A 12,670-nucleotide genomic window follows, 5' to 3' on the forward strand; every position below is an offset into this window, starting at 1 on the left:
GAGCGCAGGCCTAATCCTGTCAAATACTTGCCTGATCCTCTGAACTTGAGGGCAATCGGATAGATAGCCCTTGCGCGTTGGTCTAGAGTTCGACGATGGGCGACTTCCAGTCGCACCGCTCCTATAAGAACTCAGCACCACCAACCGATGATCAGCAGGTGAGCCCGCATGGAATTACGTATCAACCAAAAGGCCTATCAAGTCGATGCCGAAGCCGACACCCCGTTGTTGTGGGTGATCCGCGATAACCTGGGCATGACCGGCACTAAATACGGCTGCGGCCTGGCCCAGTGCGGCGCCTGTTCGGTGCTGGTGGACGGCAATGTGGTGCGCGCCTGCGTGACGCCCGTGGCCGGCGTGGTCGGTCGCGAGATCACCACCATCGAGGCCGTCGAGGCCGATGACGTGGGCAAGCGTGTGGTGGCGGCCTGGGTCGAACATCAAGTAGCGCAATGCGGTTACTGCCAGTCCGGGCAGGTGATGGCGGCCACCGCGCTGCTCAAACATACCCCCGCGCCGACCAAGGCGCAGATCGACGCGGCGATGGTCAACCTCTGCCGTTGCGGCACCTACAACGCCATCCATGCCGCCATGGATGCCTTGGCCGCCGGGAAGGAGACCGCCTGATGAACACCAACGAGATCATTCCCGGCGTGACCCTGGGCGAACCGATCAACCTGTCCCGTCGCCGCTTCCTGGCCAGCACCGCGGTGGGCGCGTTGGTGATCGGTTTCGGCTTGCCACTGGGCACCTCCCGCGTGCAAGCCGCGACCGGCGCCGCCGCTGAACGCGGCACTCAAGTACCCGCCTTCCTGGAAATTCGCCCCGACGGCAGCGTGCGCCTGCTCAGCCCCTTCATGGAAGGCGGCCAAGGCACTCACACCGCCATGGCGCAGATCGTCGGTGAAGAATTGGATGCCGACCCGGCCACGTTCATTGTCGAAGCGGCCCCGCCCGGCGAAGCCTATGTGGTGATGGAAAATGGCCTGCGCATCACCGGCGGCAGCATGTCGGTGCGCATGAGCTACCCGACCATGCGCCGCCTCGGCGCCCTCGCCCGCGCGATGCTGATGCAAGCCGGCGCCGAGCAACTGCGCGTACCGCTCAGCGAGCTGACCACCCAGCCCGGTCGCGTGGTGCACGCCGCTTCCGGCCGCTCCCTGGGCTACGGCGAACTGGCAGGTGCCGCCCTCGATATGCCGGTGCCCGACCCGGCCAGCATCACCCTGCGCGACCCGAGCCAGTTCCGCTGGATCGGCAAGCCGGTCAAGCGCCTGGATGCCTATGACAAATCCACCGGCAAGGCGCAGTACACCATCGACCTGAAAATCGACGGCATGCTCCACGCTGCCGTCCAGCATGCGCCACGCCTGGGCATGACCGTGGGCAGCCTGCGCAACCAGGCGCAGGTGCAAGCCATGAAAGGCGTGCATTCGGTTCACACCCTGCCCGGCGCCGTGGCCGTGGTAGCCGAGCGTTGGTGGCATGCCAAGCGGGCCGTCGAAGCCATCCAGGTCGAATGGCTTGAAGCCGCCGCCGACTCCACCGTGCGGGCGATGCCGGCGGATTTTTCCAGCGACAAGTACCGCGACTTCCTCGCCGCCCAGCAAGGCCCGGCCCGCGATGACGAAAACGAAGGCGATGTGGCCGGCGCACTGGCCAGCGCCAAAACCCGCGTCGAAGCCACCTACCACAACCAGTACCTCAACCATGCCCAGCTGGAACCGCCTTCAGCCCTGGCACGCTTTAACCCCGACGGCACGCTGGAGGTGTGGCTGCCTAACCAGGCGCCGGATATGTTCCGTGCCGACATCGCCAAGCGCACCGGCCTGAGCACTGAGCAAATCACCCTGCACTCACCGCTGCTGGGCGGCTTTTTCGGCCGGCATTTCCTGTATGACTCGGCAAACCCTTACCCGCAAGCCATTGCGTTGGCCAAGGCGGTGGGCCGGCCGATCAAGCTGATCTGGAGCCGTGAAGAAGAATTCGTGCGCGATGTATTGCGCCCCGTCGCCGTGGTCAAGTTCCGCGCCGCACTGGATGACAAAGGCCTGCCGGTGGCCATCGAAGCGGTCAGCGCCACCGAAGGCCCCACAGAAGCCATCGCCGGCAAACAGGGCGACGCCATCGACCCTACCGCCCTGGAAGGCTTGTCGGGCAAGAGCTATGCGATCCCCAACAAACGCATTGCGCAGATCTACGTCAAAGGTCCGGCCATGCTCGGTTACTGGCGTTCGGTGGGTAACTCGCTCAATGACTTTTTCTACGAAGCCTTCCTGGACGAACTGGCCGACAAAGGCGGCCATGACCCCTATGAACTGCGCCTGCACCTGCTGCGCGACAACCCGCGCCTGACCACCCTGCTGCAAGCGGCCGCCGAGCTGTCTGGCGGTTGGAAGCGTGGGCCCTACACCGCCGAAGACGGCACCCGCCGTGCACGCGGCGTAGCCATGGCCTCGCCGTTTGGCTCCCATGCAGCGGTGGTGGCCGAGGTGTCGATCGAGAACGGTCAGGTCAAGGTTCATCACATCTGGGAAGCGATTGACCCGGGCAGCATCGTCAACCCGGCGATTGTAGAGGCGCAGGTCAACGGTGCCGTGGCCTTGGGCCTGTCGCAAACCTTGTTGGAGGAAGCGGTGTACGTGGATGGCAAGCCACGGGCGCGCAACTACGACCTTTATCCGGTGCTTCCGCCTTCCCGTATGGCGCAGGTCCACGTGAAGATCGTGGAGAGCGGAGAAAAAATGGGCGGTATCGGCGAACCGCCGTTGCCGGCTGTGGCCCCGGCCGTGGCGAATGCCGTGGCGCAGCTGACCGGCCAACGCATCCGCAGTCTGCCTTTGAGCCGTTACACCTTCAGCTAACCGACAGGGAATGCCCATGAATAACCGCCGATTCGCAAGAACCGCAGGGTGGCTGGTGCTGCCCTGCGTGGTCGCCGCCGGCCTGCTGGCCTGGTATGTCACCCGCGAGCCTGCCTCGCCTTTTGAACAGCAACAGGCCACGAGCTTCGACCCCGCGTTGGTCAGTCGCGGCGAATACGTCGCGCGCGTGAGTGACTGCGTGGCCTGCCACAGCCTGGCCGGCAAGCAGCCATTCGCTGGTGGCCTGGAAATGGCCACACCACTGGGGGCGATTCACGCCACCAACATCACCCCCGACCGCGAGCATGGCATCGGTGCCTATAGCCTTGCCGACTTCGACCGCGCCGTACGCCACGGCGTAGCACCGGGCGGGCGACGACTCTACCCGGCCATGCCCTACCCGTCTTATGTGAAGCTCAGCGACGATGACATCCAGGCGCTGTACGCATTTTTCATGAAAGGCGTGCAACCGGCCAACCAGCCTAATATCCCCAGCGACATTCCGTGGCCGCTCAATTTGCGTTGGCCCATCGCCCTGTGGAACGGTGTGTTTGCACCGACCGCGACCTATGCCGCCAAGCCCGGCCAGGACGCACTATGGAACCGGGGCGCCTATATCGTCCAAGGTCCCGGCCACTGCGGCAGTTGCCACACGCCTCGGGGGCTGGCGTTCAACGAAAAGGCTCTGGACGAATCCGGCGCGCCGTTCCTGGCCGGTGCTCTGCTCGACGGCTGGTACGCCCCCAGCTTGCGCCAGGACCACAACACCGGCCTGGGGCGCTGGAGTGAGGAACAGATCGTGCAGTTCCTCAAGACCGGTCGCAACCAGCATGCCGTGGTCTACGGGTCGATGACCGAGGCCTTCAACAACTCCACGCAGTTCATGCAGGACGATGACCTGGCCGCGATCGCTCGCTACCTAAAGTCACTGCCCGGCGACCCGCAGCGTGACGGTAGCCCTTGGCAGTATCAAGTGGCAACAGCGCGCCAGGATGCTCCTGGCGCCCATACTTACGCGACCCGCTGCGCCTCCTGCCATGGGCTCGACGGCAAAGGCCAGCCCGACTGGATGCCGCCCCTGGCCGGCGCCACCTCGGCCCTGGCCAAGGAAGATGCGTCCGCGATCAACATCACACTCAACGGCTCACAACGCGTGGTCACCGCCGGCCTGCCGGATGCCTACCGCATGCCCGCGTTTCGTGAGCAATTGTCCGACTCGGAAATCGCCGACGTGCTGAGCTACGTGCGCGGTACCTGGGGCAACCACGGCGGCGCGGTCGATGCGAAGGCCGTTAGCAAGTTGCGCGGGCATACGGACCCTGCGAGCAGTAGCCCTATCATCCTGCATATGCGCTGATCGGTCGCGATCAACTGTGGGAGCTGGCTTGCCTGCGATGCAAACACCTCGGTTCCTCAGGTAAACCGAGTCGATGCATTCGCAGGCAAGCCAGCTCCCACACTGGCCATGCATTGCCCACAAAATCAGCGCCTGGCACAGGTCCCCTGTGGGAGCGGGCTTGCCCGCGAAGGCGGACTGTCAGTCACTGCATCGTTAACTGAACCACCGCTATCGCAGGCAAGCCAGCTCCCACATTCGGCAATGAGCATCAATGATATAAGCGGCGGCTGGCAGGCCGCTCTATTTGCTCTCGTCCGCCTTGCCTTCCTGCATCTGCACCGACGACTGGGTGCCACTGTTGTTGTCTTTAGTGGCGTTGTCGGCGTTGTCAAAACAGCCGTGCAGCATGAATGCGCTGCACAGACCCAGGCACATATAGAGCTTCTTCATGAGGGTTCACCTGCTGGCGAGTGAGTGATATCCGCGTGACGACAGCAACATTCGTCCGCCCATAATCTATCTGTCTGGAACAGGCGTGCTAGCGTTCAAAAAATAGCCCCTTGGCTGACGAATGGGCGCCGCGTGTTATTCAAACGGGATCACCGAAATCTTGCCGTTGCGCTCAAGAATCGCGAAGCGGATCTGCTTGAGTTCGACAAGCCCTTGGGTGGACCGGGCCGCCTCAAGAATGTCGCCCTCGTCCAGGCGCGCATGCTTGAGCCGTTTATGCAGCACCCGGCCTTGCTCGACCAGCACCGTCGGCCCGCCATCGAGCACCCGTGCGAACCAGGCTGAACGCTGCTTGGCCAGCGAGAAGCCAATGTCGATGGCGATCAGGGTGGCGATGACCAGCACGGCGTTGGTCATCGAGAAATCTTCGCCCAGCAACGCCTGTTGGGTGGCTTCGCCGATGACCATCAACAACACCAGGTCAAAGGTGGTGAGCTCGGCCAGCGTGCGCCTGCCGGCAACTTTGAACAGCACCAGCAGCACCAGATAAATCGCCACAGCCCGCAGTACAGAGTCCATGGTTGCCCCTCGGAACAGTGAATGGGAAACGACCGATTCATACGGATTAGGTGACCACCGCGCCGCGGTGGTTCATTCTTTCGACACGTCTCGACCACCATCTAAAAAGATGATGGTTTCAGCGCAACTGAATCGTTGAAATGATCGAAATTTCGGCAGTAACCCAGTTGATACCGGGGCGTTGGCAGCGGGTCACAGCTCTATATCGATCACGCTGAAGAAGGAACCCCTGTCATGAACGACTCACAACGCGCCTGGGAACTGGCTATGGTGCTGATTGCCAATGGCCGGATCCCCTTCGACCCCGCCAACCCGAGTGGGTCGGTGAAAATCCTTTCCAAGCATCTGCAAGCGCTCGAACAAGCACTGCGTGAACAGGCCACAGACGTCGCCACGCATGAGCGCCTGGGCAAGAACAACAGCCGCAGGCCCTCATTGGTGTGTGCCGATTAGGCGTCAGACTTAGGTTCGGCTACAGCCGATCCGACTCGGCAACTGGCCCTGCCTGGCCTTCAGCGTGGTTTGCATCGCTTGCGGCAAGGTGCTCCAGAACGTCAGCCCCGAGCGCTCTTCGATGTGATCCACGGTGACTTGGTAATCGCAGAAGTCTGCGCCCTTGGGGGTTTCCTGGTTCATCACGAATGAGGCGTACAGACCCGTTTCCGGCGAACTGCCGACCACGATGATTTTCCAATAGCCACTGGGGATGGTGTGCACTTTGTTCGTGCCCGGCAACGAGCCGACAAAATGCTCATACAGCGGCCCGGTGGCCACATACACCTGATCGATGCCTGGTTCCTTGCTGAGGTTGCGCTCCTGGTCTTCCAGGCGCGCCCACGGCCCCTGGTTGAGCTCGGCCTTTTGCGGGGTGATGTTCGACAAGTAGTTGAGCGTTTGCCAATCGGCCACCCCGGCCATCGAAGCCAGGTTGGCCTGATGCCCACGGTCGATTTTGAGCGCGACGTTGGCGCCGTTGTAATCCACCGGGTCCAGGGTTTCCCCGGCTGGAATATCCGGGTCGGTGCGCCAGTCACGGGCGCGCCCGCTGGCGGCAGTGGTCTTAGTGATCTTGTAGGAGACCCAGTTGGCAAACTTGGTCGAGCCGTTGTTGTTCAACGTGTAGGCCTGGCGGTTCAACGTCACCGGGCTGCCACCGGTGGGGCAACCAACCGCACAGTTATCGAACGACAAAGGTGGCGCAGGGAGGACGGCGGACTGACGCGAGGGTGTGGTACAGGCGGCCATCAATGGGATCAACGAAAACGCCAGGTACTTGAACGATGTGCTTCCTTGCATGGTGTTACTCCTTGGGATGAATTTCTTGAAAGATCAAAATGGCCTCGGCTGATGCGCTTCCTGCGCAAGCCGAGATGACCATTGAATCACATAAACATTTCTAAACAACGACAGCAATCAGGCCGACGAACGTACCCCCCGCGCGCGCCATCGCACCCATAACTGTGTTATCCATAACGCCGCCCTTTGGCGGGCGATAGCATCACCTCATCAACGCACAAGGAACTTACACATGAGTGGGAAACCGGCAATTGTCTTGGTCCATGGTTTTTGGGGCGGTGCGGCGCACTGGAACCGGGTGATTATCGAGCTGCACAAAAAGGGCTATACCGATTTGCATGCGGTGGAGATGCCGCTGACCTCGCTGGCCGACGATGCCGAGCGTACCCGCAAGATGGTTGCGCAAATCAAAGGCCCGGTGTTGTTGGTGGGGCATTCCTATGGCGGCGCCGTCATCACTCAGGCGGGTAATGAACCGAATGTCGCAGGCCTGGTGTACATCGCGGCATTCGCCCCGGATGACGGCGAAAGCCCAGGCGGCATCACCCAGGAACATCTGCCAGAAGCCGCCCCCAACCTGGCGCCTGATAGCGACGGCTATCTGTGGGTCAAGCCTGAACAGTTCCACGACAGCTTCTGCCAGGACCTGCCCCAGCAAGAAGGTCAAGTCATGGGCGTCACCCAAAAGGCTCCGCTAGCGAGCACCTTTGGCGATGTGATCAGCAACCCGGCGTGGAAGAACAAACCGTCCTGGTACCAGATTTCGAGCCAGGACCGCATGATCCATCCCGATAACCAGGTGCGCATGGCCAAACGCCTAGGCACCCGGGAAACCATCACCCTGGATGCCAGCCACGCCTCCCTGGCGTCCAGGCCGGTAGAGGTCGCTGCGTTTATCGATAGGGCGGCGCGTTCGTTGTCGTGATGGTGTGATCAGACATGGCTGTCCCCAATGGCGCGTTCAGCGTTGCGTCCAATTGAACGCGCCGTATCCCTTTCCCACAACATTGCCGGTCACCCTTCTGAGCACTCTCAACACTGGGTTTCAGTTGCGTATATGAAGACACTCTGGCGGCGCTGTTTGTCGCACCAGAGCATCAACAAAAAGCACAGCTTTATCGTACTCAGAGAGCATCGGGACGAACACACAGGTCACCTTCAAAAAGTGATGTGCTTAGCGCCCGATGGCTTATTTGACCCATTGCCCTGATTATCCCAACCAGCCTTGCCATCAACCTTTCTCATAAACGCCTCCAGCGCTTGCAGATCAGGCAACGGCGCCGTGCTGGTCAGCACGTTGGGCGCATGGCACCACGCAAGCGCGGGCGAAGCGCGTTCGCTCTGGCCATAGATCAACACATGACGAATCTGTGGGTTGTCCCTGATGAACCAGAGCAAATCGAATTTGACGCTGTGCGCCAGGGCGGCATTGATGATCAGCACATCCAGCGGCGTATCGCCGAAATCCACTGCACTCAATACTTCATCCAGCCGGTGTATCGGCGCGATGCGGTAATAGCCCAGCTGGTTCAACGCCCGTTCGATTTTCAAGCGGTAGAAATGCTGCCCATCGGCAATCAGAATGCGTAGCGCTTTATTGGTCATGTTCCCACCGCTCACTGATAAATGATCGTGAAGGTTGCCGACGCATTCGCCGGCCCCGGCGTGACCTTGGCCCCGGTTTGCAGGTAGCGCGCTCGCAGTGGGATGGCATAACTGCTTTCGGTGCTCCTGAGGGTCAGGCCCGTGTTTTGATTGATCGCCAATGGCAGGGCAACGCTGTTGCTGGTAGCGACCTGAATGCCGACGCCCGTCGCGGCAGGCGCGGTGCCGGCCGCGCTCGGGTCGAGGCTCAGAATGCCGTTGCCTGCATTGATGGCCGTCCGAGCCGGGTCGATGCGGTATTGCAGTGTGTTGTTGACGCGGGTTCCGCTGGTGCCGGTGCCTGTGGGTGAGCTACCGCCTTGCGAAATCCAGCCGGGACCCGCGGCGGAGAATATGCCGTTGAACGCCGGGCAGTCATTTAGCGCAATGGAGAAGTCCGTCCAGCCGGTGGAGCTGTTGAGGCCAGTGAATTTGTTGACCAGGTGGGTGCCCATGGGCACCGAGACATCCGGTGTGCTGCAGGTGCGCGAGACGATCTGGATGCTGCCGGAAATGCCCATCCTGAAGCCGGTCATTCTGGCGTCGCCGAAATTGCCGAACAGATTCACGATCGGCAATGTGTTGCCCACCAGCACGCCCGGCGTCACCTCGCCGATCTTGATCAAGATCAGTTCAAAGTTCGAAGGCCCGTCAAACGGCACGATGCATCTGAAACCATCCGAACACGTGGTCCATGCCTTGGTGCTTTGCCTGGGCAGCGGGCCACCGTTGCTATTGAAAGCAACGCCCAATCCGGGAAGGCTGGTTTTGTAGACCTTATTGGCATAAGTGCCACTGGTCACATTGGCCAGGGCCTGGCTGGATTCAACGGTAAGGTCGGTCCACTGCTGAAACGGCGCGACAAGACATTCCAGCTTCACTGCCTGGCCCAAGGCCATACTGAACTTCTGACGGTAAACCTCAGTGCCCACCGGCACATCCCGCCCGACGGTGATAGCCGAGATTTGCAACGGCATGGAGCCCACGGCAGGCCGGGTACCTTCCATGTAGGAACAAGTGACCGCCATGGCCGTGCCGGCCGTGGCCCACAAGGCCACACCCAACAACCCCAGTTTGATCAAAGAGCCGATATTCATAACGCTACCTTTTGCTGGGTGTTGGGCTGCACGCTGTCAGCGACCTGTTTGCCGGCTGCACACACGGCGTCCACTTGTTGCAGTTGTTGCCCATCGCCGGGGCCAGGCGGGATCGTCAGCGCACACTGCTGCTGCGCCTGGCTGCCCCAGTTGACCAGCAAGCGGCGCGTTTCGGGTTTGATTCGCGCATACAGTTGACCGCCCTGCCCGACCACGCCCACGGTGGCCCCCTCGCCATCGGTCACGCCCGCGCCGAAGGGCAAGCTGCTGCCGTCGTCCAGGCGCACATTGAGCAACACCGCGCGGCCCTGGTTGGTGGTGTATTTGAGGTGCACGACGGCACCGGCACGCGGTGCGGTCTGTTGGCTGGTTTCACTTAGCTCTACGTCCAGGGAACTGCCGATCGGGTCGATCGCCACCTCGTTCAATTCATACGGGCGCAGGTAGGGCACCACGGCGTTGCCGCTGCCGTCGAGCCTCAGGCCGGGGTAGCCGGAGACCTTCGCGCCCTCGGCGCCTGGGGCGCTGACCACGGCCATGGTTTCGCCGCGATAAGGCGTCATGGTCAGCCCGTCGGCATGGGCTACCACCGTGCCGCTGGCGCCCACCGACGCGCTGGTATAGCCATCGCCCCGGCCCAGGGCGGCACTGAGCATGGCGCGGGCGCCGGTGTACTGGCCGTTGAGGGCTGCGCTCTTGGTATTGCTGCCACCGTCATGGCCGAAGGTAGCGCCGTAGCCGTACTGGCGGTCCTCGCCGGCGGTGCCGCTGATACCCGCCTGCTCGCTGTAATGGCCTCGGGTGTCCCGGCCCAGCTGTGCCGTCACTTGCGGCCCATAACCCGGGCCGCCGAATTCCAGGGGCATGCTCATGGTCAGCAGAAAACTGTTTTCCATATCGCCCAGGCCCATCCGGCTGCGGTTGGCGTTCAGGCTGAAACTCACCCGGTTGAACTGCTTGCTGTAGCTGAACTGGTACTGCACGTCGCTGCCCTGCTGGTTCCAGTAGTTCTGGGCATAGCCGCTGATCGACACCTGACCCCAGGGCCCCAGGCTTTGGTCGGCGGTGACTGACAAGCGGCTGCGCGGGCGGCCGAACTCGCTGGTGTCCCAACCGTTTTTTTCGGCATCGAGCAGCTGCACGGCATTGCTGAAGTCCAGGTAGTCACGGGTAGAAAAACGATAGGCCGCTACCGAAAAGTTACTGCCGGTACTGAGGATGTTCTTGCTGTAGGACAGGCGCATGCTCTGCCCCTTCGCCCGGCCGGCAGCCAGGTCGGTCTGGGCGTGCGTCACGTCCACCGCCATGGCGCCAATCGGCGTGCCGAATGCTACGCCTGTGAGGATGGCCGCGTAATCATCGCTTGATTGCACACCGCCAAACCCGGTGAAGGTGTTGTTCAGGCCATATTGCAGCGTGCCTTGCAGCAGGCGCGTCTGCTCGTCAACGAAGTTGTTGCGGGTTTCCCCGGCGGTGACACTGAAACGCGAGGTGCCAGGGCGCAGCAACTGGCTGACCGAGGCGTAGGGCACGATAAAGTTTTGTTCAGTACCGTCCGCCTCGGCCACGCTCACGTTGAGGTCGCCGCCGTAGCCGGTGGAGTACAGATCGTCGATGACGAAGGCGCCGGGGGCGACCGTGGTTTCCAGCAGCACGTTACCCGCCTGGCGAACGGTGACGCGTGCGTTGGTGCGCGCGATACCCCGAATAACCGGCGCATACCCGCGCATGGAATCGGGCAACATGCGGTCATCACTGGCCAACTGCACGCCGCGATAAGACAAGGTGTCGAAGATCTCACCGCTGGTGTTGGATTCACCCACAGTCAGCTGGCTTTTCAGCGCAGTGATATCGCGTTGCGCGTAGCTGTCCAACGCCTGGTACTGGCTACCGTTGCGCGATTGCCAGCTCATCGAGGCATTGTGACGCAAGCGCCAGTCGCCCAGATTGAGGCCGGCATTGAGCCCCAGGAACGCCGAGTCATTGGTGCCGCTGCGGGTGCGGTTGCGATTGGCATTGAAGTTATAACTGAGCATCCCTGCCGTGACGCCACGGTCCCACAGTTCAGGGCTGACATAGCCACGCGAGTTACGCTTCAAGGCCGCCTGAGGGATGCTGAGGTCAAGTGCCTGGTTCTCCGGGGAGAAGTTCGCACTGGCACCCTGAATCAAACTGCCCAACGCCGTGCAGCCTGGACCCTCAAGCGCCAGGCTGGCTTCGGGTGACAGTTTGGCGATGTTCACGCCCTGGCGCTCAAGCAGGCCATGATCCATGCACACCACCGGCTTGCTGCCGTCGGGCTGAGCCTCGATACGAATGTCCTGGCGACTGTTCAACTGGCCGTTGAGCATAACGTCCGCACGGTACTGCCCCGGGGTCACCGGGTTGCCGGCCTGGTATTTGCCGAGGTCAAGATTGCGTGAGTCTTCCGGCAGGAATGCATCGTTGAACTGCACCTCTTGCGCCAACGCGGCGTGGACGCCCCAGGCGCCTGGCGTGACGGCCAATACCTTGAGTATCAAGCGGGTGAGCGGATTCAGGGCGAAGCGAGGCTGCGCCCCCAGGAGCGGCCTGGAGCGGGAAGAGGTCTGCATAAATGACTCGCGGGTAAAAACGTCAGGAATGGTTCAGGGCTTGAGTGCTGTCCGAGTCGGGATCAGCGCGCCGTAATCGTTGATTGCGCTGAATTCCACCTGTGCGCCTGGGGCTGGTCGGGTTTTAAGAGTCGGCAGCGGGAATTGCCGGGTTTGACCCGGGCCCACCATGCCGTCCTCACTGCGCGCGCGCTGACTGCCAGACACCAGGTCCAGTTCAACCAGCGATACGTGAAATGCCGATGGATTGGACGCTTGCAGAGCCAGGCCCTGGCCATCGCGGGCCGTCACCAGTTGCCACTGCACCTGCTCGATCGCTTCGCTGGCGGTGCCTGCAAGGCCCGTCGGGCGGTAGAACAATTTGATCCGTGAACGGAAGGCCATTTGCAGAGTATTCAGGTCTGCCCCGGCCTCGGGTTTGGGCGGTATTTCCAGCACGTTGAGCCAGAACACCGACTCCTTGTCCTGGGGCAGCGCTGTCCCGGTAAACAATACGCGCAGGCTTTGGCCCTTGGTCGGGTCGATACGCGCCACCGGAGGCGAAAGCAGAAACGGCGCCTTGGAGCTGGTGGGCGTGGACTCCACACTGCCGGTATCAATCCACGCTTGCATCAACGCGGGTTGAGTACCGTTGTTATTGAGTTTTACTGTGACTTCTTTCTGGTCTGCCGGATAGATCACGCGGGTGCCGGTGATCACCACACCTGCCAGCGCCTGGGAACACCCAAACGCGACAAGACTTGCCAGAAGCATTTGTTTAAATGGAAGTATGCAAGGCATGACGTAGTCCCAATGCCGCCCCGAAAA

Annotated in this window: 12 protein-coding genes; 5 read left to right on the forward strand and 7 right to left on the reverse strand. The window is 61.7% G+C overall.

Annotated elements, in window-relative coordinates; translation table 11 throughout:
- Positions 1-168 precede the first annotated feature (168 nt).
- Genes AC07S6_RS05270 through AC07S6_RS05280 form a run of 3 tightly spaced genes read left to right on the forward strand, consistent with a single transcriptional unit; the run spans position 169 to position 4,221 of the window.
- Positions 169-627, forward strand: a complete 459-nt coding sequence (locus tag AC07S6_RS05270) for a (2Fe-2S)-binding protein (RefSeq protein WP_014718046.1) — start codon at positions 169-171, stop codon at positions 625-627.
- A complete protein-coding gene (locus tag AC07S6_RS05275; RefSeq protein ID WP_032903499.1) occupies positions 627-2,864 on the forward strand; it encodes a xanthine dehydrogenase family protein molybdopterin-binding subunit in 2,238 nt (745 codons plus the stop codon). The genes AC07S6_RS05270 and AC07S6_RS05275 overlap by 1 nt, the downstream gene beginning before the upstream one ends.
- A gap of 16 nt (positions 2,865-2,880) precedes the next feature.
- Positions 2,881-4,221 carry a c-type cytochrome gene (locus AC07S6_RS05280; RefSeq protein WP_495111865.1) on the forward strand — a complete coding sequence of 447 codons (1,341 nt, stop codon included), beginning with the start codon at positions 2,881-2,883 and terminating at the stop codon, positions 4,219-4,221.
- 282 nt (positions 4,222-4,503) lie between these two features.
- Here AC07S6_RS05280 and AC07S6_RS05285 read toward each other — a convergent pair whose 3' ends face one another.
- Positions 4,504-4,653, reverse strand: coding sequence for a hypothetical protein (locus tag AC07S6_RS05285; protein ID WP_003190489.1), 150 nt, complete (start codon positions 4,651-4,653; stop codon positions 4,504-4,506).
- Positions 4,654-4,788: 135 nt separating this feature from the next.
- Entirely contained in the window at positions 4,789-5,232 is a 444-nt protein-coding gene (locus AC07S6_RS05290) for a DUF421 domain-containing protein (RefSeq protein ID WP_072435619.1), read from the reverse strand.
- Positions 5,233-5,466: 234 nt separating this feature from the next.
- Between AC07S6_RS05290 and AC07S6_RS05295 the strand changes: the two genes are divergently transcribed.
- The gene (locus AC07S6_RS05295; RefSeq protein WP_130175289.1) at positions 5,467-5,685 is read left to right on the forward strand and encodes a hypothetical protein; all 219 of its coding nucleotides are present in this window, start codon (positions 5,467-5,469) and stop codon (positions 5,683-5,685) included.
- Between the two features lie 9 nt (positions 5,686-5,694).
- Here the strand turns inward: AC07S6_RS05295 and AC07S6_RS05300 are convergent, their stop codons facing one another.
- Positions 5,695-6,528 (reverse strand): DNA/RNA non-specific endonuclease, encoded by an 834-nt coding sequence (locus AC07S6_RS05300; protein WP_495111866.1) that lies wholly within the window; start codon positions 6,526-6,528, stop codon positions 5,695-5,697.
- A 232-nt stretch (positions 6,529-6,760) separates the two neighbouring features.
- On the opposite strand from AC07S6_RS05300, the gene AC07S6_RS05305 reads away from it, so the two are divergent.
- Positions 6,761-7,453 (forward strand): alpha/beta hydrolase, encoded by a 693-nt coding sequence (locus AC07S6_RS05305; RefSeq protein ID WP_038449779.1) that lies wholly within the window; start codon positions 6,761-6,763, stop codon positions 7,451-7,453.
- Between the two features lie 233 nt (positions 7,454-7,686).
- Here AC07S6_RS05305 and AC07S6_RS05310 read toward each other — a convergent pair whose 3' ends face one another.
- The 4 genes from AC07S6_RS05310 to AC07S6_RS05325 are packed head-to-tail and all read right to left on the reverse strand — an operon-like array spanning position 7,687 to position 12,616.
- The gene (locus AC07S6_RS05310) at positions 7,687-8,133 is read right to left on the reverse strand and encodes an ANTAR domain-containing protein (RefSeq protein WP_038449776.1); all 447 of its coding nucleotides are present in this window, start codon (positions 8,131-8,133) and stop codon (positions 7,687-7,689) included.
- 11 nt (positions 8,134-8,144) lie between these two features.
- Entirely contained in the window at positions 8,145-9,269 is a 1,125-nt protein-coding gene (locus AC07S6_RS05315) for a fimbrial protein (protein WP_057704105.1), read from the reverse strand.
- The gene (locus tag AC07S6_RS05320; protein ID WP_495111867.1) at positions 9,266-11,863 is read right to left on the reverse strand and encodes a fimbria/pilus outer membrane usher protein; all 2,598 of its coding nucleotides are present in this window, start codon (positions 11,861-11,863) and stop codon (positions 9,266-9,268) included. The genes AC07S6_RS05315 and AC07S6_RS05320 overlap by 4 nt, the downstream gene beginning before the upstream one ends.
- Positions 11,864-11,896: 33 nt before the next feature.
- The gene (locus tag AC07S6_RS05325; protein WP_232910293.1) at positions 11,897-12,616 is read right to left on the reverse strand and encodes a fimbrial biogenesis chaperone; all 720 of its coding nucleotides are present in this window, start codon (positions 12,614-12,616) and stop codon (positions 11,897-11,899) included.
- Positions 12,617-12,670: the final 54 nt, after the last annotated feature.

It is taken from the genome of Pseudomonas sp. GW821-FHT07B01, assembly GCF_059419065.1.

Excerpts from the sequence above, each read along its gene's own strand:
- AC07S6_RS05270 (WP_014718046.1), top strand. The coding sequence starts at position 169 with ATGGAATTACGTATCAACCAAAAGGCCTATCAAGTCGATGCCGAAGCC.
- AC07S6_RS05275 (WP_032903499.1), top strand. The coding sequence starts at position 627 with ATGAACACCAACGAGATCATTCCCGGCGTGACCCTGGGCGAACCGATC.
- AC07S6_RS05280 (WP_495111865.1), top strand. The coding sequence starts at position 2,881 with ATGAATAACCGCCGATTCGCAAGAACCGCAGGGTGGCTGGTGCTGCCC.
- AC07S6_RS05285 (WP_003190489.1), bottom strand. The coding sequence starts at position 4,653 with ATGAAGAAGCTCTATATGTGCCTGGGTCTGTGCAGCGCATTCATGCTG.
- AC07S6_RS05290 (WP_072435619.1), bottom strand. The coding sequence starts at position 5,232 with ATGGACTCTGTACTGCGGGCTGTGGCGATTTATCTGGTGCTGCTGGTG.
- AC07S6_RS05295 (WP_130175289.1), top strand. The coding sequence starts at position 5,467 with ATGAACGACTCACAACGCGCCTGGGAACTGGCTATGGTGCTGATTGCC.
- AC07S6_RS05300 (WP_495111866.1), bottom strand. The coding sequence starts at position 6,528 with ATGCAAGGAAGCACATCGTTCAAGTACCTGGCGTTTTCGTTGATCCCA.
- AC07S6_RS05305 (WP_038449779.1), top strand. The coding sequence starts at position 6,761 with ATGAGTGGGAAACCGGCAATTGTCTTGGTCCATGGTTTTTGGGGCGGT.
- AC07S6_RS05310 (WP_038449776.1), bottom strand. The coding sequence starts at position 8,133 with ATGACCAATAAAGCGCTACGCATTCTGATTGCCGATGGGCAGCATTTC.
- AC07S6_RS05315 (WP_057704105.1), bottom strand. The coding sequence starts at position 9,269 with ATGAATATCGGCTCTTTGATCAAACTGGGGTTGTTGGGTGTGGCCTTG.
- AC07S6_RS05320 (WP_495111867.1), bottom strand. The coding sequence starts at position 11,863 with ATGCAGACCTCTTCCCGCTCCAGGCCGCTCCTGGGGGCGCAGCCTCGC.
- AC07S6_RS05325 (WP_232910293.1), bottom strand. The coding sequence starts at position 12,616 with ATGCTTCTGGCAAGTCTTGTCGCGTTTGGGTGTTCCCAGGCGCTGGCA.